The sequence below is a fragment of the Desulfoluna sp. HI9BLuna genome (genome assembly GCF_056829775.1).
Window position 1 is genome coordinate 4181948 of record NZ_CP186555.1, and the last position, 21729, is coordinate 4203676.

Annotated in this window: 13 protein-coding genes; 10 read left to right on the top strand and 3 right to left on the bottom strand. The window is 53.6% G+C overall.

The features are described 5' to 3' along the window. Positions 1–199: 199 nt before the first annotated feature. The 6 genes from ACOYW0_RS16935 to ACOYW0_RS16960 all read left to right on the top strand — a co-directional run bounded on the left by ACOYW0_RS16935 (position 200) and on the right by ACOYW0_RS16960 (position 8708). On the top strand, positions 200–1594 hold the full coding sequence (locus ACOYW0_RS16935) for a sigma-54-dependent transcriptional regulator (protein ID WP_482414993.1): 1395 nt from the start codon (positions 200–202) through the stop codon (positions 1592–1594). Positions 1595–2330: 736 nt separating this feature from the next. After that, positions 2331–2894 carry a GspH/FimT family pseudopilin gene (locus ACOYW0_RS16940; RefSeq protein WP_482414994.1) on the top strand — a complete coding sequence of 188 codons (564 nt, stop codon included), beginning with the start codon at positions 2331–2333 and terminating at the stop codon, positions 2892–2894. Further along, the gene (locus tag ACOYW0_RS16945) at positions 2891–3721 is read left to right on the top strand and encodes a PilW family protein (RefSeq protein WP_482414995.1); all 831 of its coding nucleotides are present in this window, start codon (positions 2891–2893) and stop codon (positions 3719–3721) included. Before ACOYW0_RS16940 ends, ACOYW0_RS16945 begins: the two co-directional genes overlap by 4 nt. Before the next feature lie 25 nt (positions 3722–3746). Continuing rightward, entirely contained in the window at positions 3747–4241 is a 495-nt protein-coding gene (locus ACOYW0_RS16950) for a type IV pilus modification PilV family protein (protein WP_482414996.1), read from the top strand. 9 nt (positions 4242–4250) lie between these two features. Beyond that, on the top strand, positions 4251–4901 hold the full coding sequence (locus ACOYW0_RS16955) for a PilX N-terminal domain-containing pilus assembly protein (RefSeq protein ID WP_482414997.1): 651 nt from the start codon (positions 4251–4253) through the stop codon (positions 4899–4901). Positions 4902–4922: 21 nt separating this feature from the next. Further along, a complete protein-coding gene (locus ACOYW0_RS16960; RefSeq protein WP_482414998.1) occupies positions 4923–8708 on the top strand; it encodes a pilus assembly protein in 3786 nt (1261 codons plus the stop codon). Between the two features lie 109 nt (positions 8709–8817). On the opposite strand, the gene ACOYW0_RS16965 is transcribed toward ACOYW0_RS16960, so the two are convergent. After that, positions 8818–10491 (bottom strand): sugar phosphate nucleotidyltransferase, encoded by a 1674-nt coding sequence (locus tag ACOYW0_RS16965; RefSeq protein WP_482414999.1) that lies wholly within the window; start codon positions 10489–10491, stop codon positions 8818–8820. Between the two features lie 612 nt (positions 10492–11103). Then, complete coding sequence (locus tag ACOYW0_RS16970; protein ID WP_482415000.1) at positions 11104–13719, bottom strand: 1-acyl-sn-glycerol-3-phosphate acyltransferase; 2616 nt, start codon at positions 13717–13719, stop codon at positions 11104–11106. A gap of 786 nt (positions 13720–14505) precedes the next feature. On the opposite strand from ACOYW0_RS16970, the gene ACOYW0_RS16975 reads away from it, so the two are divergent. Together ACOYW0_RS16975 and ACOYW0_RS16980 are read left to right on the top strand one after the other, a co-directional pair. Beyond that, on the top strand, positions 14506–14721 hold the full coding sequence (locus ACOYW0_RS16975; RefSeq protein WP_092207469.1) for a hypothetical protein: 216 nt from the start codon (positions 14506–14508) through the stop codon (positions 14719–14721). A gap of 291 nt (positions 14722–15012) precedes the next feature. Beyond that, positions 15013–17934 carry a Glu/Leu/Phe/Val dehydrogenase dimerization domain-containing protein gene (locus ACOYW0_RS16980; protein WP_482415001.1) on the top strand — a complete coding sequence of 974 codons (2922 nt, stop codon included), beginning with the start codon at positions 15013–15015 and terminating at the stop codon, positions 17932–17934. Between the two features lie 68 nt (positions 17935–18002). On the opposite strand, the gene ACOYW0_RS16985 is transcribed toward ACOYW0_RS16980, so the two are convergent. Further along, complete coding sequence (locus tag ACOYW0_RS16985; protein WP_482415002.1) at positions 18003–18755, bottom strand: lysophospholipid acyltransferase family protein; 753 nt, start codon at positions 18753–18755, stop codon at positions 18003–18005. A 590-nt stretch (positions 18756–19345) separates the two neighbouring features. Between ACOYW0_RS16985 and ACOYW0_RS16990 the strand changes: the two genes are divergently transcribed. Both ACOYW0_RS16990 and ACOYW0_RS16995 read left to right on the top strand, forming a co-directional pair. Further along, positions 19346–20785 (top strand): flagellar hook-length control protein FliK, encoded by a 1440-nt coding sequence (locus tag ACOYW0_RS16990; protein WP_482415003.1) that lies wholly within the window; start codon positions 19346–19348, stop codon positions 20783–20785. Positions 20786–20849: 64 nt separating this feature from the next. Beyond that, positions 20850–21725 (top strand): flagellar hook assembly protein FlgD, encoded by an 876-nt coding sequence (locus ACOYW0_RS16995; protein WP_482415004.1) that lies wholly within the window; start codon positions 20850–20852, stop codon positions 21723–21725. The last annotated feature ends 4 nt before the right edge of the window (positions 21726–21729 follow it).

The window sequence follows — 21729 nt, forward strand, 5'->3', positions numbered from 1 at the left end:
CTCCGGCGGGTCGCTTTTTGGGAAAAAAGCTCCGCAAAAATTTTCCGGTTAGATCATTAGAAGAGCTCAAGATTCAGGAAACACCTTCGAATAGTCAAAAAACGTACGTGAGACCTGTTTGTCTAACTTTTCAAAGGTTTGGCCCCCAGCAGGGCCGCCGGAGGCATGTTTTTTCAGAACTCATTTAGAGGGGGATGGGGTGGCGGGAAAGATCCTGATCATTGACGATGAGAAGAACATGCGGCACATGCTCTCGGTCTTGCTGGAAAAAGAGGGCTATGCCGTGGAGACGGCGGCTTCAGGGGGGACCGGTGTTAAGATGGCCGGCAGGGCCGCGAAACTTGATTCTCCCTATGATTTTATCCTCCTTGACGTGAAAATGCCCGGTGTGGACGGGGTCTCCCTGCTCAAGGAGAACAAGGCGGTTTTTTCGCGCTCCATGGTGATCATGATGAGCGCCTACGGCACCATCGACACCGCGGTTTCAGCCATGCGACACGGAGCCTTTGACTTCATCTCCAAGCCCTTCAAATCCGACGAGGTGACCCTTCTCCTCTCTCGTGCCGCAGAGCACAGGGATCTCAAAAACGAAAATCTCTATCTCAAAGACCAGCTGGGCCTCATGGAAGGCCGGTTTCGGTTCTCCAACATGGTGGCAAAAAGCGATAGCATGAAGGATGTTTTTGTCCTGGCACGCAAAGCAGCACGGTATGCCACCACGGTCTTGATCTCGGGCGGTAGCGGAACGGGCAAGGAACTCATCGCACGCGGCATCCACACGGCGAGCGAACGGGCCCAGGGGCCCCTGGTCCCCGTGAACTGCGGCGGCATTCCTGAGACCCTCATGGAGAGCGAGCTTTTCGGGCACAAAAAAGGGGCCTTTACCGGGGCTGTTCAAGACAAGAAGGGGCTTTTTGAAGAGGCCCACGGCGGAACCCTTTTTTTAGACGAGATCGGAGAGCTGCCTCTGGCCATGCAGGTCAAGCTCCTTCGGGTGCTTCAGGAGGGCGAGGTGCGCCCCGTGGGAGGCGTTCAGACCCGGAAAATCGATGTGCGCGTCATCGCTGCCACTTCGCGGGATCTGCGGGCAGAGGTAGCCCAAGGCGCCTTTCGCGAAGATCTCTTTTTTCGCCTCAACGTTCTTCCCCTTGACCTTCCCCCATTGTCGGAACGCCCAGAAGACATCCCCCTGCTGTGCGAACACTTTCTGAAGATGTTTAACCGCAAGCTCGGCAGCAGGGTGATCGGCGTCTCTCCAGCCGCCATGAAGCGTCTTTTGGCCTACCCCTGGCCCGGCAACGTCCGTGAACTGGAGAACGCCATGGAGCGCGCCGTGGTCCTTGCCAACGGCGATCAGGTTGAACCCGATACCCTGCCCACAGCCATTGTAGGAACACCCCAGGAAAGACCTTGTTCAAAGGACGAGTTTTTCCTTGACGGATTTTCCCTCAAAGCCGCTGTACGAAAGCTCGAAGGGATAATGATTCGCCGCGCCCTGGAAGAAACAGGCGGCAACCGCACCCAGGCCTCCAGGCTTCTTGAAATCAGCCATCCCTCCCTCCTGTCCAAAATGAAATTTCATCATTTAAAGTAAGTGTCGGGACGAAAAGTACACCAAGAGTCAACGTATCAGTACAATACACCTTGAAAGTCGTTATTCGACGTACTTTATCCATCACCCCTCCAGTTAAGTCACTGTGGCTTTCATGGGTGTTTTACTATCCCAAACCACGGCCCCGCCGTCGCATCGTCACGATGCAAAGAAATTTCTCTCTATAAAAATAAGTGATGCCCTTTGACTTGTGGCATGGTCTTATGTCCTTTTGCAGGGATATTGATTCGTAAACGATCGTAAAATTTTTTTTATCACCGAGATGCAACGATTGATGAGAGTGTGCTTGTGCTATTTTTATCGTAATTATAGCGTTTTACCGTTTTTGGGGGCTTGGCGGGCGAACCTATGTGGAAAATTTTTTAATAGTTTGGCTGTTAATTTAACTCTCTGTTTTTATATGTTTTGAGCTCGTTCTGTAAATATATTTAATAGTTTTTTGGTTGTATGAAGTGATTACGGTGAGTGGCTGGAGTTTGCCGATTATTACGCGAGTGCATAACAAAGAGCTATTAATATGATGAAACACGCTTTGCTTGTGAATCTTCTATGTAAGTAGAATCGTTGTTTTTGGAACAAAGTTCACGAATGGATCAAGGCTTGCATGAAAGGTTATATGCTTTTCAATGAAGTTGGTCGCATTGTGATATTTAGTGGTGTGATAATAGTATAACTCCGAAAAAATATATTTACTAAAAGTGTCTACCAGGAGCGTATCATGAAAAACCAGAGAGGCTTTACCCTCCTCGAGTTGATGGTTGCCGTCGCCTTGGTCGCCATCGTGGTTTCCATTGCCTCCCCCTCCTGGCGGGAGTTTGTTTCTAATCGAAAAACGGCCGGCGTATCAAGGGAACTCTATAATAGCCTTCAGCATGCGCGCATGAAGGCCATTAAGGAAGGGCAAACCATTACAATAATCTATTACGACGACAAGAATGAGCCTGTCGCCGACGCCACAGGTGGAGCCCCCAAAACCTTTGTGTCTGCACGAATCAGCTGGGATGAGGACGGTGACGGGGAGCAAGACACTACGGAAATCTTCAGTGCACCGGAATTTGTTATTTGTGATACCAACCGGGACTCAACTGGTTACAATTCGAGGGGAACTCTTCAGGGAGCTAACAACGGTACCCTGAGAATTTGGAATGATTATACCCTTCGCGAGTACAGAGTGGTCATCAGTAACCTGGGGGTTCTGAGCCGGGCAATGGGGGTTCACTCGGCATCACAGGTTGGCACCTCCGAAGAAGGTCATGGCGAAAGCCAGGAGGAAACATTATGAAGGTCGAAAATCGATACGTTGTTTTGCAAAAAGCTTCGTTGGAGGGTTCCAGGGGCTTTACTCTTCTTGAACTTTTAATCGCTCTTGCCCTTGGGGTCGTTCTCATTACAGCGGTCTGTGTCCTTATTATCGACCAGGCAAAGACCCATGAAGATCATCAGATGAAGGTCATGATGCAGCAAAACGGCAGGGCAGCCATGGCGGTGATGTCCAATGAGCTCATGTTGGCGGGGTATTGTGCAAACGAATTAACTGATGGGACAGTTATCCATGCAGCCATTGATATGATTGGTATCAGGTACTGCAATGACAATGGTGGCGATGAGTGGCGCGAGTATTCATTTATCGATTCCGAAGATCGTATCGGGGTACGGCTCCATAGAAGTGGTAATCGGATTACCCTGCTAAAGGATGTGGAGGTGTTTCGGATTCTTTATGCCTATGATGTCGATGATATCGGTTCGGGAAATGATGGGTATGGCGTTTTAGAAGAGGAATCTGATGGTTCCGGTGGTGGTGGGGTCGCTTGGGCATTCAGTTCGCAGGGTAATGGCGTTTTGGATAGATACTATATTCTCGATGATTCGGGACATATTAAGACGGATGATGAGTCACCGAGAGTAAATAATGATAATCCTCCTTCACTTGATAGAATCCGTGCCGCCAAAATTTGGTTGCTCATGCGAAGCACAAAGCGAAAGAGTAAACGGGTGTCCGAAGCAAAGCTCGATTATATTCCGGATTTTGAGGTGGATGGTCTTGATACCGATAACTACTCTTATCGTCTTTTTACAACCACAGTAAAAATGAGGAACATGTACTATTGAAGACAAGATCATTGGAGGGATGGGAATGAGATGCGAAAACGGTTTTACCCTGCTGGAAGTGCTTTGTGCCATGGCTATTTTTGCTGTTGCCATGCTCGGTGTGATGGGGCTTCAAATGACGGCTATTTTAAATGATGAAGAGACACGGCGTAAGGACATGGCTTCGCAATTGCTCACGGCTGGCGTTGAAATCGTTGAATGCACAGATTATGCCGCAACGGACGGGGCCGGTGACCTTTTCCGGAAGAGCAACCTACTTACCGAAAGCAGCTTTGGTGCGTTTATAGCCAAAGTAGGTAATGATAGCATCGTTGATTCGAATTCCTGGATGACATGGGGGAATGGAAAGGCCAGGTTGTTTTTGAGGCACCGGGTAGTGGATACCGATGCGGACGGGGATGGGAATACTGATTTTTCTGTCCGGAATGTTTGTCTTGTAGCATCTTGGGACTCCATAAAGTCGCAAGAAACAAAGACGTTGAGCCGGATGGTAGTAAAGCCCGCAAATCAATTGCAATAGGGGGATACGATGCTGAAGCACTTTACCGATGACACGGGGTCCGTGATGCTTTTTACCCTTATGTTTATCCTCATCATTACGGTAATGGGGCTGATCGCCACTCAGACATCTGTGTTCGAGATTAAAATTACAGAAAATGCTCGAAGATACACCGAAGAGTTTGCAGCTGCTGAAGCAGCGTTGAACCATGCCATCGCCAATTTTAGAAATCTCGATGAAGTAAGTGAAGAGGTTGGTGGGGCAGATGGAAACCCTCAGAGCCAAAAGGTCTGCAGCATTGATGATCTTCTTAATGATATACGCTATCCCGATCATAAAAATGTTTTTTATATCGACGATTCTCCGCTCATGCATGAAGGTGGAATCCATAAGAGCCTTGCAAAAATTGAAATGCGGAGAATTGTAAAAAGCAAAGTGAAGTGCAAAAAGGACGACGGCTCCCCTGGAGCCGACGCTGGCTGTGGGCTTTGCAGAACCCTGACTCCACAGGCTGTTGACATACCTACCGGCTTATCCCACAGGAGATACGACGGCTCTATAGATAAACGTCGCTTCGCCATTACCGCTACAGCATACAAACGAAATTCGTCTGAACTTTCATCGACCTGGGTTCAGAAAGGTGTGTCCATTCCCGTGGAACAGGATCGCGACCTTTTTTAAGGCATCTTGGAGGATCTGTGCATGAAAAAAATACTGTTCATAATGGCGTGTCTGATGACCCTCAACGGCTGGGGATATGCCGAGGATGTGGATATATTTCAAGAGTGTTCGGATGTGTTGAAGCCCAATGTGTTGGTCTTGTTTGATACATCGGTGAGCATGAGGGAAGTTGATGTACTGGATTCAGGTATCCCAGCTTACGATCCTGAAAAAACGTATGAAGGGAGTTTCGGAAAAAATCAGGTATGCAAGTTTCAGGCAGGTATCTGGCAGTCTCTTGGGGTAAACGTTCAATTACATAATATCGATACCTGTGTCAGTGAGAACGGTTGTACTGCATATACTGACCTGAAAAATAGTTATTACTCACTTGATCAGAAAATTATCTGGGCCGGTAAGGTTATTTCAGATCCTAACAAATTTAAGTGCGGGGGATTAATAAAATATCAGTTGGCACTAGGGAACTATGTGAACTACTTGAGACTCGTTGAAGAACAGCAGGAAAAATATCAATACAATGAAAATGACTATGATCATACAATTGATTACGGTGCTGACATGCCGGACGGAAAGGACAGGGATCAATTGTTCTATTTTGACGGAACAAAAACAAGACCCCTTTGTTTACCTGCTAAATATGCGACTGATATAACATATAGAACAGACATAACCAAAGATTATATGACGGAGAATCGTGAGAAACTGATTCATAATGGTTGGAACAGAATGCAAATAAGCCCTTGCACTCTTAGGTGGGGTATTTTTCCCTATTTTTTGAAAACAGGAAACTTTATTAATTATTTGGAGAAAAAATATTCAAGGAGATATGTGTGCATCAATGCCGTAAAAAATGTGATCGAAGCGAATCATTCCCGAGTCCGGTTTGGCATTATGCAGTTTGATTTGGGGTTTGCCTGGCAAAGCGCAACAAAAAATTACGCCATATGGAAAAGTCAGGGCGGGGATCTGGCCGCACCTTGCGGGGCCTCAAAGGCTGACTTATTGCATGTGCTGACCGGGAAATACAATCTTGAAGAAAAAAAAGAGTATCTTCAACCGCTTTTTTTTGGCCACTCCTACGTGTTTTCGACAGATAGTATTGATGTTACCAAAATGACGCCCCTGGCTGAGTCCATGGTTGAAGCTGGATTGTATTTTGCTGGGAAAAACAGCTGGTTCAATTCATATCCTGGTGCAAATCCCTATACGTCACCAATACAATGTCCAGGCCATAAGAATTACATCGTTATCTTGACAGACGGTAAGCCTCATTTGGATTTTTTCGGTGATTCGTCTATCAAAACCAAAGAATTCTACCCTTTATTTCCCGGCGGTCTGATTGGTGATAGTGATAGCGATGGCGACGGGAAATATGATGAAACATGGGTAGATGATGTCGCAAAGTTTCTTTATGAAAATGATATTTCTGAAGAAGGTGGGGAAGAAAATATCATTACGTATCCTATTGCACTGAAAATTGACAGGTTTACGGATGGTTACAAAGTTGACCCCGAGCTGATGCAGGATACAGCCGATAATGGGCAGGGACTCGGGGAAAATCAAGGAAATTACTATGAGGTGACAGACCAGCAGGGCATTGAAGATGCATTTGAAAGTATCCTCTATGTTGTAGTTAAAAACGCCAACTTTACGGCTGCTGCCACACCCACTACACAGGATGATTTCGTTTATTCCGGTGATTATACTTATCTCAGCTATTTCAGAATTGAAGGTGGGGATAAGGGGAAGGGGAATATAACCAAATACATCTTCAGAGACGGAAAAGTTGTGGATTCCCGGGGAGTACGGGTTGGGGGGGGGAGTTTGACCTATGATCTGTGGTCGGATGGGCCTCTGGCTGATTCTGATGATAACCAGCCAGATAAGAATGACCCATATGAAGGTGCTGCGTTTGTATTGAAAAAAAAGCTGGACGAGGTTTCGTTCGAAGATGAGGATTCTGTGGGTCAGAAACTCGATAAAGTTGCTGCCAGTCGAAACATATTGACACATGGCTCAGCCACGGCACCCCTTGTCTTCCTTGCATGCGGTGCCTCCCCTTCGGTGACAATCAAGAAGGACTCTCAACACAATTTCGAGGCAAACAGCGATGAGTTAAAACAATTTTTGCTCACGACGGTCTACGGCCATGGTGAGAAGTGGCCCTTGGGGGATATTGTGCATACCAACGTTCTTGTTGCTGAATATGCCGTGCAAAGTGGATCCCGCATAGAGAATGAACACGACGTGAAAACCTATATTCTTGCAGGTGCCAACGACGGTATGCTTCATTGTTTTGATGCCGACGACGGGACTGAAGCATGGGCCTTTATCCCACCGACACAGGTTGATCGACTTTATTTGCTGAAGTCTGGGTATCACAACTGGTTTGTCGATGGAGGGATGAGCCTATACTATGAATCTGTACCTTATAAGGATGGCGTTGAGGTCTCTGCTGAGAAAGCTGAATATCATGTTCGCAAACCCAAATACCTTATTTTCGGTGAACGGAAAGGCGGTAAGGCTTATCATATTCTCGATATCTCAAAGGAAAATGAACCTGAATACAAAAAGGCCGTTGCTGGTGACGACAGTGTCGACTGGGGTGAATCGTGGGGGCAACCCGATTTTTGCAAGGTGATGGATAGTGCGACCAATGCACCCAAAAAAGCCTTTCTGGTTCCCGGAGGGTACGATCCGAATCAGAATAAAATTAACCCGGGAAATGATTCGAAAGGGCGACATCTTGCTATCTACAGCCTGGAAGAAGAGTCTTTGGGAGAGTTGATAACCCTTATCGACCATTGCAGTCCGGATAAGTCGTCGGCTGACAGTCATCCCATTGAAGCGAGCATTATCGGTGCCCGAATCATCGACCACGATCATGATGGGAGCAGGTTGTTTACGAAAATTTATGCTGCGGATATGAAAGGTAACGTCTACTATTTTGCAGATGAAGCGGCAGAATTCTTGAACATGGGGGATCCAAATTATAATTATAATGAGTTTAAGAACGGGCCTTGGTCAGTGAGGAAAAAGTTTTTCCAAGCACAGTCCTTTCCCGTCGATGTTGTGGTAACATCGACGGGAGTCGACGGGACCGAAAGTTCTGAAACGGTCCATACAACTTATTATCAGAAGATTTTTCATGCACCTGTTGCCGGGTACGCGTGCTATACGGGTCTGACGTTTTTCGGCTCCGGGGACCGGGAACACCCTTTATTCTGTGATTCTCAATTTCAAGACAGTATTTATGCAGTCAAAGGGCTTGCCCCAGATGACGAATTTTATACGAAGGATGATCTTCGGGAATGCATATTGACGTATACCGGCCGGTCTACGCAGAACAACCAAATCGAGCTTTACGGAACCAGCTTTACGCAGGATGCATGCAACCAAAACGGATGGTATTTTGATTTTCCGACTGAAAGGGCTATGGGGGCTGTTTATGGGGAAAAAATGATATCAGACCCCATTGTCATGGATGATATCATGATTTTTGGGAGCTATACCCCGCCTCAAACCTCATCGCCGCGATCTTCTTCCCGTGTTGATGAGTCTGTCGACTGCAGTGCGACAAATTGCGATCCCGGTGAGGGACGAATTTATGTTGTCAATACGTGTATGGATTCATTTGGTGTTAAGTCTTTCTATCTGGGAGAACGAAACCCCATGCCCCAGCCCACAATCGTTTTTGAGCAGGAAACAGGAAAAATTCTCATCAATACCGGAAGCGGTGAGATCATGGACCCAAATCTTCCGGTGCTTGTCCCAGATTACTGGAAACATAGTGGGGCGAACCTATAGATGATTTGTTTCATAATGGAAAGGACAAAGCCAACTCGCCGTCAGGCTGGTTGGCTTTGTTTATTTGAAGATGGTATTTGTCAATGATATTTCCAGAGCGGCTCATCCCTTACAAGCCAAAGGCTGTTGCCTTGCCTACTAACGCCGAGAGTCTGGCCAGGGCCGGGTTGCCCAAGGGCCTCAATCGTTGTGCCAGGGTAGTCAAGGCGCTGGGAATGTGCTCCTTGAACCCTGGTTTTCCGAGGCCGGAAAGCTTGCCGAAGGCACCTAACATCTGGAGGTTTCGGGCAATGGCACAGAAGGTGTAGCTGGTGTGAAATGTCTCATCTATAAAAATGCCCCGGGTTTCCAATGCTTGGGCAGCGTGGCTCATGAGTCGCGCCTGGAGGGCTTCGGAGAGTCCTGCATAGGGGTCGATGAGCAGGGAGGCGAGGTCGTACTGTAAGGGGCCTTTACGGGCTCCCTGAAAATCGATGATGACAGGGCCGTTGTCTGAGATCATGATGTTGCGGGACTGAAAATCCCGGTGCATGAGACCGGTTAACCCGCCTTCAAGGGCCTTGTCGGCGATGAGGTTGAAGGCGGCCTGGTAGGGCTCTGCGGATTCGTTCATGCCAAGGTAGCCGTTGATGAAGGCATTCATGAAGTAGCGGCACTCCATGGTGAGGATCATCTCTTTATCATACGCAGGTGTCTGCCAGCACCATGCGCTCTCAAATCCTTGGATACCCTCCTGTGAGAAACGGATCAGCGTGTTGATGACCTTTTGGTATAGGCTTTCTACCTCGGGCTCGGGTAGGGTCCTGGCCACTTCGGCGAGGTGGGTGTTGCCGGCGTCTTTGACGAGGACAAGGCCGGAGACGGCATCACCGCTGACAACGGGGGAGACGGGAATGCCTTTGGTGCGGAGGTGGGTGCCGATGCGGATCATGGCTTCGGCCTCGCCTGTGGCAAAGCCTGGATGAATACCGTGCTCACAGGAAATGAGGGTTCCCTCAGGGCTTGTGATGCGGGACCACCTGCGGTCGGAGCCGTCCCCTTTCAAGGGGATTGTTTCAAAGGGCCCCTGGGCCGAGTCAAAGGTGTTTTTGAAGGCCTCCGGGACCATGAGGGCCTTGGTGGCTTCCAGGTACCGGGCCTCGGTGCCGCAGTCAAACCAGAGGCAAGTTTCCAGGGCAATACCCTGAACCTTTTTGCCCTTGGCGATGAGGTCCCGGTAGAGGTCCACCATGCCGTACGCTCGTTTGGGAATGGCAGCCACTGCTTCGGGGGACAGCACCTGCATACCGGTGAAGGCAAGCCTTTGCATGTCTTTGGGGGTGGGCTCCCGAAAAGCGCGGACCTGCCCTTGGGTATCCACGGACACATTATTGAACTCAGGGCGATCCATAAGGGCCAGGGTGGCCGTATTGTCTTGTTCCAGGTGGGCTTCGTAAAGGGCCTTGGGGTCGATGTCCGTTAAGGTATCCCCGTTGACAACCAGCAGGGGGGAGCCGTCCAGAAGGTCCGCCACATTGGCCACGGCACCGGCGCTGTCCAGCAGGGTCTCTTCCTGTCGCAGGTGGACCTTTACCGGCCATGATTTGTGGTCGATAAACCGGTGGACCTCTTTTGCCAGGTGGCAGGTGTTGATGATGACAGCGTCAAATCCTGCGTCGGCCAAGGCATTGATGCGCCGCTCCAGAAGTGTGACCCCGCCGATGGTGAACAACGGCTTGGGCCGAACCTCGGTATGGGGAAGCAGCCGGGTCCCAAGCCCCGCCGCCAGTATCATTGCCTGCATGTCATTGCCTTCTATGGTTAAAGTACATGAAAAAGCCTGCCTCCGGCGGCGAGGTGAGCCACCTCGAAAGCTGATTGCCCTTGCGCTTAGTCCCTCGTTCCTCGGGCCAAACCGCAAGGGCCTTTGACTCGGGCTTCGCCCGACACAAACGCTGATGGTGTGTGCGGACTGCCTCACAAGCTTCGACCCAACAGGATACGTTGTTCCTACTTGGCCATTATGAATTTAACCGCACTGCCTCCGGCGGCCAGCTTTTTGAAAAAAGCTGGGCCAAAAACTTTTCGGTTGTAGCTCTCTTTTCTCTCAGCCCCGAGGGGCTGAGGGAAAAGAGAGCTACAGACTTAGTAAGTCCAAAGCATATGATTCGCCAGTATCAGTGACGTGGCCGAAATTGCTCTCGAATCCTGTTTGTCAAACTTTTTAAAAGTTTGGCCCCCGGCAGGGCCCCCGGAGGCTTTTTTGATCTCAACAGTGACGCCCTTTTTTTCTGTTCACCAAAAAAGCCGCGGGCCACTCCAGCGAGTCGCCCACGGCTTTGATTCATCACGTGACAGCTCCAACCGAAGCTGCTTAAGGTCCTTTAGCCTTTAGCCTTTAGCCTTTTTAGCCAAGCTATTTCTCCATCACCTCCAGGTAGTGGCGAATGGAGTTTTTGTAGAAGGAGTGGGTGGCTTCTCCGCTGGCCTCGTCGAGGATGCCTTTGTCCTTGAAGTGGCGAACCGCGTTTTTGAAGGTGATGTCACTCAGGGCTTCAGGGAGTTCGATCTCGTTGACCTTGTACATCTTTTTGCCGAGGGTCTGGCATTTTTTCACCATGGCCTTGCCGTCCAGCTTGGGAGCCTTTTTGGATTCATAGGCGGTGAGGGCCACCAGGTACGACTCCAGGTAGGTTCTGAGGAATCGGGAGAAGAGGGTGAGCTTTCTCAGGCCGTCCGGGGTGATCTCGTAGGTGTCCGGGCTGGATTCGTGGGGCACGATGGTGTGGGTATCGATGAAGGCCTTGAGGTCTTTTCGCACCATGTACTCCGAGGTGGCCGTGCGGTTGAAGGCAAACTCCGGGTCAAAGAGGTCGGCCAGGAAGTCGTAGGCTTCCAGGAGCTCGCCCGCCTGGAACTGGAATCGGTTGACCTCCTTGATGGCAAGGGCGGTCATGGCCGCGGAGATGAAGTGGATGATGCAGTTGTTTTTGTAATAGTCCAGAACGGGGCGCTGGCCGTCGGGAAGGTTGAAGACCGTTCCCGGGTCCAGGTGGCCTTTGCAGTCGGAACCGCACTCCAGGAATTTTCGCCTGACGTAGCTGTCCAGAACGCTCTGGAATGATCGCTCCCGGTTTTCCCCAAGAGAGTCGGCCACCCAGACGTCCATGGCGTCCAGGTGATCGGTGTAGAGGCGAATATCTTCCAGGGCCTGCTCAAAGGTGAAGCGTTTTTTCATGCTGTTGAGCACTGCACTTGCCACGACCCCGTAGGGTGTGGCGATGGAGACATCGTTGATGCTGTTGATGATGCGGTAGCCCAGGTCGTTGCAGAATGTGTTGTGTTGATCCGTGTCCATGGCCTTGAAGTCGAGCCCCTGCTCTTTGACCACGTCGGACAGGGAAATGGGCTCATGGAAGTTGACGTACACTTTGCCGTAGCGGCGTTTCAGGAAACGGCGCGCCTTGATAAGCTGGCCCAGGTTTTCCGACTCTTTGTCCCCGCCTTCCACTTCGTGGAGGTAGGCGTCCTCTTCCAGCACCCTGTCGTAGCCGAAGTAGACCGGCACGAACTGCAGGTCCTCGCAGGCCCCTTGCCTGCAGGCATCCACCAGCATGGAGAGCAGGCCAACTTTGGGAGAGAGGAGCTTACCGGTCCGGCTTCGGGTACCTTCGATGAAGAGCTCCACGTTGAACCCTTCGGAGAGGAGCTTGGACATGTACTCGAAGAAGACCCGGGAGTAGAGCTTGGCCCCTTTAAAGGTGCGGCGCATGAAAAAGGCGCCTCCGCCCCTTAAGACAATGCCCAGGGGCCAGAAGGAGAGGTTTCGTCCTGCAGCGATATGGGGACAGGGCATGTTGTGCTTTTTAAAGACGTAGGAGAGGATCAGGTAGTCCAGGTGGCTCTTGTGGCAGGGGACCAGGATCAGTGGGGACTGCTTGGAGCGGATCTTGACCCGGGCGATCCCTTTTTTATCGGTGACGATGCCTTCAAAAAGGCTCTTGAAGAGGCGGTCCAGAAATACCTCGAAGATGCGGATCCAGCGGGAGCTGTAGTTGGCGGCAATCTCGTCGAGATAGGTGTCCGCCTTCTTGTGGACCTCCTGCAAGGGGGTGTCGCTCTCTTCAGCGTGCCGGATCATAAAGTTCTTGAGGGGCTTTCCGGTGAGGATGCTCTCGCGGATCTCCTGGCGGCTTTTCAGGACCGGGCCGGTGATGGTCTGGCGGTGGCGGTTGAGCTGCTCGATGAGCTCGCGGCGCAGAAGCAGGGCCTGTTCTCCCAGGGATTTTTCTTCCATGCCCGGGGCGGCCAGCCAGGTCTTGAGGCAGACCGGATCGCAGAACTCCACAAAGCTCTCTTTGTTGCGTTTGAAGATGCCGGCAAGGCGTCGGACCTTTCCCGGGCGCTCCCGGGTCCCGAAGAGGATGTCGAAAAAGGAGAGCCCGCTTTTCTTGGGCTTCATGGAAAAGATCATCACTTCGGGGATGATGTACAGGGGGCGGTCGGTTTCGGCCTGGAGTTCCAGCAGGCAGGCAATGGGATCGGTTTTGGACTTGACGAAGCTTCGGTAAAAGGCATCCCGTCCGATGAGGGGCAGGATGGCGGTTTTGCCGTTTAAGAGCTGGTTTTTGAAGTGGCCGCTTTCCACCGGGTCGGGCACGGAAAAGTGGCGGAAAAAATAGCGGATGTGAGAGCCCATGATCCCCAGGAGGTGGCCGATGGGCTGCCATGCGTAGATGGTGCAGTCAAAGCCGATGGTGGGGAAGGGCAGGCCCATCTGTTTGAGCCGGGTGTGAAAGTAGAGAAAAGAGAAGTGGCTCCGATACTTGGACGCATAAACAAAGATGCCGTTTTCGTCCAGTTGGGTGATCTTTTCTTTCTCCGTCTCGGAGAGCACGATGTTTCTGAACATGAATCGGCGCAGCAGATCGGAGACGGCGCCCCCTCTTTCGGGGATGTAGTTCGAGTAGTGGACCCGCATGGCATCGCCCACGGGGGTCTTGGTTTTGCGTTTTCGTCGAAAAGTCAACATGTCTCAAAAATTCCGATTGTTTGGGTGTCCGGATTGCGAAGCGGCCTTGGCTGGCAGGATGCCGAAAGGCACGGCGGCACACGTGGCAAGGCACTTGAACTCTTTTTGCTTAAGTTGCATCGCAGCGGTATAAAAAAGCCTGATCAGAACCTGCTTCGGTGGGTCAAAACAAAGAAGCGGGGCTGAGCTATCCAGGGCCCCGTCGTATCCAGGCAAGGGGCTCTTGGGTTTAACGCTTGTAAATAATATAGATCCTGTGATTGTGCAACTCTATTATCCCGGGTGAGACGGGGTGTGCGCTTTCAAAGGTCCACTATTTCAGGCGGTTGGGGCGGCTGCTGCAGAGTCGGCGGTCATCCGCCGCCGGGATGTTGTCACTCATCTTCAGGGGTACCGGGGCTCTGTCAGACACCTTGCTACGCATCATGGATAAATTAAGGTGGCATGTGATGCTTCCTTCCATGAAATCCTGTGGTAAAAGAGACAATGAACGGTCGTTCATCGCTGCTAATCACTCGTAAATTTATCGGGATTTGGGGTTGCGTAGAATCCGTTGATATGGTACCTTCCACAAGTTATATTCTAAAGAGAAACAGGCGTCATGCAGGGCTCTATTTTGTTGAAATGACATACGTATTCAGTTTGTATTTCGTTGTTTTTATCAAGGTTTAGCCTGTCGCCTCTCCCGCCGGTGTCATCGGCAGTGTTCTTTCGTAAGGATCCCCGGTTGGGGAGATTATAAAGTTAAAAATAAAGAAAATTTATGCTTAAAGGAGGAACTGGTTTATGAAGACGTTAATCGGTGGTGCTATTGCAGCGGTTCTTGGCCTGATTGGTATTGCGGTATGGTTTGATGCACTGCTTCAGCTTCTTGCAGGAACAGTACCCGCGCTTCTTCTTCTCGGTGGCGCACTCGCTCTTTACCTCGGCTTTGACGAGCTGAAGGAATCCTGGAAGAACGACGAAGGGGTTGAGGAAGAAAAACCCGCCGAGAACGACTAGTCAGTTTTTTCAAAGTTCCAAGTGCTTTGTTGGAAAGCCCTGTGGCGTCTTGTCGCCCCAGGGCTTTTTTTGTGCGCACGTTTCCGGGGCTCTGAATGGGCGGCTGGTCGGGGCCGGTTTATTTATCTGCCGCAGCGGCGTTCAGAAAATTTACCCCCGGGAACCGGTTTCGGGTTATAATCGTCTGTAACCGAACACAACGCTTCATTTTTCCAGCCTTCGGGGCGCTCGCCTGTGGCCTTCTTCGCGTTTCCCTCCTGTTGTGGCCAGGCGCTCCGGAAAGGAGCCATCATGGAGACCACCCCAGACGTATTGTACCATCTCACGGACAGCGGTGTGCGTGACAAGCTGCGCGGCATGGACAACCGCTTTGTGTCCGATAAAGAGGTGTACGCCCTTTACAACCATCTCCGCCACGCCTACGACCTCAAACCCGACACCATCCTGGATGCCATCGAGACCGTGCTGACCAAGACCGATCTCGGTCCCTATTTTTACCGGTCCCTTGCCACCGAGGAGATCGCTTTTCTTATTGCGGGAAGCCGTTATCAGGAGGCGATGCTCAAAAATCGTTACGCCTCTGGAAGCGGGGAGGGGATCAACGTCACCGGCCGTTTCGGCAACAAGCACCTTTTTTTCATTTCCGAGACACGGGAGCTGGTACGTGAAACCCTGGAGGCCATCAAGGCCCTGATGCGGGAACACCCCATGCAGAGCTTTCGCATGAGTTCCTATGTGGTCTGCCTGGAAGGGAACCCGGAGGCCAACCGCCGGTTGTATATTGTGGAAGGGGAGACGCCCGGGGTGAGAAAGCCGGGGCTCATGAACCATGCGGCCCAATATATGGAGGAGAAGCTGGGGAAGGTGGCCGGTAAAAAGGAGGTGATGGATTTTTTGGGGACCGCCACCGAGCGGTTTGTCCATGCCCTCCTCCACAATCAGCGGATCCGTACCCTTGAGAACTACTTTACGGCCTGGAACCGGGTGGTACGCCGCTTGAAAAAGGGGACGACGGTTCACATCTGCATCGACCAGAACATCATCGCCGACGAACCGGTCCCGGAACGAAGGCTCCAGCTCTGGCTCCCTTACGAGAATTTTCGGAACAACCTCACGACCATCGAAGGCATTTTCGACAAAAAGGGCATCCCCTTTACCCGGCAGTATTTTGAAACCTTTGTCATGGCCAACCGGCGCATGGTGGCCTTTTCCACCTATATCGCCGATGCCCTCATCACCCCGGAACTCGACGGGTTTCTGCGAAACGAGCTTGCCACCCGCTCCATGCTGATGAAGAGCGACCCCATTCCCACGGGGCAGATAGGTGATTTTCTGGGTAACCTTGCGCTGGCCGATTACAGGGGAAAGCTTGCCTATCTGGGCCGGATGCAGGCCCACCGCCACAAAGAGTATCTCATTCCGCTGGTGTTTCTTCTCTCCGATGAGAGCCAAAGGGTAAGGAAGGTGGCCTTTGACACCATCAGGAACTACCTCATGGCACCGGACGGGGAGATGAAGAGCGACTACTATTGGGCCACCCTCTACCATATTTTTGCTGCGGCCACCGTTCCCGTGGAGATCCCCGGGGCCGGAAAAAGGGCCCTTTTCGGCGATGAGATCTCCCGGCTGGTCCGGTTTCGAGGGATTCATTACGAAAACTATTTTGATGATCACTCCGGCAAGAGCTGCCTTTTTATCCGCATGAACGGGGAGGGCATCGGCAAAGGGGGAATCCGCTGCCACAAAACCCATGTCTCCTTTTCCGGGGAAGGGGCCCTGTCCACCAACATGCTGTTCAAGAGTCTGGGGCTCGGGATTCCCTATTATGCCACGGGCAAGGGGGGGATTCTGGGTAGCCTTGGGACGGGAGAGGTGCGCGAGCGGGTCCTTGCCGCCTACGGCCGATTTTTGTTTAAAAAGGCGGGAATCGGGCCCTTTTCCGATGTGCCGGCAGGGGACGTGGGGGTCGGCCCGCAGGAGATCGGAACGCTCTTTGAGGTGATCACCGACGAGGTGTCCCGAGACCTGGGTGCCATTGCCGAAGGGAGCCTGGAGCTTGCCTCCGAGAAGGCAGAGCGCCTGAGGCGCCATTTCGGTATCGATGTAGGGAACAAGGCTCTTGTGACAACCCTTGCGGCAGATCGGGAGGAGGTCAAGGGGTATACTTCCTCGGCCATCACCGGAAAGCCCGGGGGGCGCGGCCTGGCCCTGCGGACCGGTGCCACGGCCCGGGGGCTTTACGAGGTGCTGGCGGTGCTCAAAGGGTTTCATCGGTATAACGATGCCGACCTCTGGCTGAACCCTGCGCGTATTGATGAAGCCCTGGACACGGAACCCCAGTTCTATCACGCTGCAGACGCCAACATTCGCATGCTCTCCTTTGCCGTTCAGGGGTTTGGTAAGGTAGGCGGTGCCTTTGCCGCCATCGTTCACGGCAAAGGCGCGTCGATTCACATGATCTCCGATGCCGGGGGCACCCTGGTGAATCTGCGGGGTATACCCCAGGTGGACGAGCTGGCTCGAGGGGCTGCTTCCGGCAAGCTGCTGTCCGAGATGGCGGATGACACCATGGGCCGATTTGTGGAAGGGGACACCACCCGGCCCCTTACCGCCACGGTGGATGTGGTGGTGCCCGCAGCCCTGGAGGAGGTGGTGACCCTGGACGCGGAGATGCGGACCGGTGCTGTCCATGCCTCCAGGGTGGATGCGGATTACATCCTGCAAGGGGCCAACGGCCCTCTGACCCCCGAGGCCGAGACCTACCTGGAGGACCGGGGGCGCATTTCCATCCCCGATATCCTGGCCAACGCAGGCGGGGTTCTGGGATCATATCTCGAATGGGTGGACGGGCTGATCAAGATGTTCGGGTATGGAAAGGTCCGCAAACACGGATTGGTGCACCCCGTAGTGCAGGGGCTGGTGTCCCGGCATTACGGCGATGGAGCAGAAGACGAGCTCTACGCCGTGGATGAGCTGATCTACAGCCGGGCATTCCGGTTTATCATGCGGGGCACGGCCATGGGGAGCGCTAAGCTGGCTTCGGAGCGGCGCATCTCCCTGCGTACGGCCTGGATGGCTGAAGGCATTGGGGCTGCGGCCCGAGAGGGGCGCCTGGACGACAGCTTCAGCGACCGCGTGGATCACCTGAGGCGCCATTTTGCCTCGCCCACGCAGGGTGGACCGCAAAAGGTGAGGCCGGTGGTGGCGCGGTAAGGGGACGGGATGGTGGTGTAAGGCGGATGTTTTTGAACGTGCGGCCCGAGAAGGGCCGCACGTTTTTTTTATGCGTTGAGGCTGGGGCGGGGGCCGTCGGGGCCGGTGATATCCCGGTAGTAGGCGGAAAGGAAGCGCAGGTCGCTCTCCATGTCTCCGGTGGGAGAGAAGAAGACGCTGGAGCTGTCCACGTAAGCCCGGGTGTCGGCGTCGATGGCGTCGTAGCCGGAGAACACCTCGGCTTCACCGTACTGGTCCGGGTATTTGCCGGTGACGTTGCTGTAGAACCCCTTGATGAGATCCATGTCTGCCTCAATGTCCCCGGTGGGGATCAAGGCCGGGCCGAAGCCTCCCATTTTCAGGGAAAAATCAAGGAACCCCATGGCAATGGGAACCCCTGCTCCGTTGGCGATATGGTAAAAACCCGTCTTCCAGTACCGGGCCTTGGACCGGGTACCCTCAGGCGGAATGATGAGGACAAGCTTTTCGTTTTCATTGAAGGCTGCAATGGATTGCTCCACGGTGTTTCCGGCCTTGGTCCGGTCGATGGCGATGCCGCCGAGCCAGCGCATGATGGGGCCTGCCGGGCCTTTGAAGAGGGTGTGCTTGCCCATCCAGAAAACCTTGACGCGAAGCTTCAGGGCGATGCAGATGGTCCAGATAAAGTCCCAGTTGGAGGTGTGGGGGGCGGCAATGCCGACGTATTTGTCCACGGTGGGCAGGGTGCCGACGGCTTTCCAGCCCCCGGCTTTCAGGGTCATGATGGCTGCCCAGCGCATGATGGTGCGCAGGATGGGGGTATCAAAAACAGTGGTTCTCATGGTGCCTCTTGGGTCACAGGTGTCAGGAAAATGGCAGACCGTCATAAATGATGCCTGGAAAAAAATGGCGAGACGTTGTGGAGGGAAAAACCCTTGCAGTGGTGAGCGGTTACAGCGTCGTTTCGTTTTTTTACATTGTCATCACCTTTCGGAAGCCTCGGGTCGACCGGTGGTGCCATGGGTAACATAGCAAAATATATACCCGAATGGGTGGAAAAAGATAACATATTTGAATGGTATGGTAAAATTTCTGGTAGCTCGGCGTGTGGATCGTGGCTGGCGGGGCGAATGTACAATTGGTGATCTGTTTATGTACGGAGAATGAACATGCCTCGGGCGGGGCAGAAATTTCCCTTCAGGCGCCAAAAGGGAAAATTGTGCTGGGGTGGGGGATGTGGGATTTGTTTGGTTTAATCTCCTGAAAATATTGTAATTTGCATTGATGTTGGAAGGTTGGCATGGGCTTTGCTTTTTGTCAGAGGGCATGCGGTGTCCCACCGGTGGGGCCCGCAAGCCGAACGCACCTGATGATACAGGGTAGGGGAATTACGGTAACCCCAGGCAACCCAACCGGGAAAGTGAAGAGGTTCATGCAGACAGCAGTTCAAACCACATCGGAAGCAACCTCGGGCCTTCAGGCCGCGGGCAGGCAGCGCGGGGCAAAGGGAAAACAGCCCGGCGGCTTTGCCGCTCTCCTGACGGCTTTCTTCGGAAAAGGCAACGCGGCCAAGGGCATGGCCCCTGAAACCAAGGGAGAGGGTGCCGAAGCCGGGACATTATTAAAGGGAAAGGCCCCGTCGGGTAAAAAGGCTGCTCTTTCCATGGCGGAAGGAAAAGGGCCGGTTAAAAAAGGCGCGTCCGCCGAGGCAGAGGACACCAAGGGCAATGGCGATGAGGCGGTGGCCGAGCTTCTTGCCGGGTTGGCGGTCTCCCCGCTGGTTCCGGTTGTGAAATCAGGCGGCCCCGCGTTGGCAGAGGGCCCGCTGGAACACGGACCGGAAAAAAGTGCCGGGGTACCCGGAAAGCCCGGGGCAAAGATGCCCTTTACCAAGGGGGGCATGGCGCCCGGCCCCGCTCAAGTGGGTGGCGCAGCCGCAGCCGGCAAGGTTCCTCAACCCGCTGGAGAGGTGGGGGTAGACCGCTTCGCCGAGATGGTTCGCGGTGCCGCTGAGGGGAAGAAAGCCACGCGGCAGGAGACTCCTCCGTTGTCTGCGCCTGGCACATCCCCTGCCTCCGCGGACGCTAAAGTCCCGGCTGCAGCCGCAGGCATTGCAGAAGGACTTGGCAACACCCTGGCACGTTCCGGGAACCGGGCCACAGTGCGCGGGGCAAAAGCAGCGTCCCCTGCAGAGGTCGCTCTTGATGACACCGGGGCAGCCCGGCTGGCCAAGAAAGATCATCCGGCCATGGCTCCCGGCCCCGGAGCCCGACCCAGAACGGCTCCGGTGGACGAGCCTGCGGCTGCTCCCCTTCAATCCGTAAAGTCCGTTGGGTCCGACCGTGCAGGCGCCCCGGTGGTGCCCACCCCCTCGGACGTGGTGGCAGCCGCCGCAAGCGAGCTGGAGCCTTCCTCTTCGGTGGATACGCCCAAAAGCGGGCTGACCCGTCAGCTGGCCCTTCAGGTGGGGCGGCAGATCGCCACCTCCTTGAAAAAGAACGATCGCGAAGTGACGTTTCAGGTGCGTCCCCCCTCCCTGGGGCGGATTCAGATACGCATCGAAAAAGAGGGCGAAGGTGTTTCGGTACGCATCGTCTCCGAAAAAGAGAAGGCAGGAGAGATCCTTGCTGCAGGCAAGCATGATCTCCGGGCCCTCATGGCCGACCACGGGATTCGCCTGGATCGCATTGAGGTGGCCACCGGGGCGACCATGGACTTCATGGCCCAGAACGGCGGGGGTATGGAGGGTCGAAGCGGAAGGGGGCGTTCCAGCCCACGGCAGGGTGGTCAGGGCGGAACGGGAGAGCCCGAAGGCGAGGCCTCGGGCCCGACCAAGCGAGAACACGAGGGCGCCATCAGCGTGGTGGCATGAGCAAGGGGCGGATGCGATGGCGCCCAGACAGGGAATCATCGGTGATAATCAGTAAGGAGAGCGCATGACAACGCCGGGAGTTGAGAGCACATACAACAACCGATCCATTTTCCTCGACGGCCAGTCCCATAACAAGACCGGCCGCACAAAGGATGAGGACGAGGCCCTGGGAAAAAACGCCTTTCTCACCATGATGGTGGCACAGATGAAAAACCAGGATCCCCTGAACCCTCTGGACGGAACCGATTTTACCGCGCAGCTGGCCCAGTTCTCCGGGCTGGAGCAGCAGGTGAACATGAACGACAACTTAAAATCCCTGCTGGCCGTGAACCAGGCCAGCAAGGAGGAGAACAACATCTTCGACTACATCGGCAAGGAGGTGGTCTCAAACGGCAACCCCGTCTCCCTCAGTGCCGGTAGTGTAACCTCCGGCGGGCACTACACCCTGAAGGAGCCGGCCAGGGTCAGCGTGATGGTCTACAACCCCGACGGCGTCTTGGTCAAAGAGATCAGCTCCGGTACCGACTTCATCTCTCAGGGCCGCCAGCAGATCGCTTGGGACGGCACCGATGAAGACGGCAACCGTCTTTCCGACGGCAAGTATGTTTACAAGATCATCGCCCGTAATGCCAAAGGCGACTACGCCTCCGTCTCCACCACCGATCGCGGGATGGTGGAGGGGGTAACCCGGGAGGGTGGGCGCAGCTTTCTGGTGGTGGACGGCCGCAAGGTGGCGCCCGGGAGTGTGGCCACGGTGGTGGCCCCTGAAAAACCCCAGGTGGCAGCCGGTCCTTTACTGCCGGGCGGTGCCGTGCCCGGGGGGCTTCCCCCGGAGATCGCCGCTCAATTGTTCGGAACCCAAGGGGCTCAGCCCCGGGCAGCCATGGCTGCCGCACCGCAGCCCCAGGCAGCTCCGTCTGCCGATGGCGGAAACCGATAGAGGA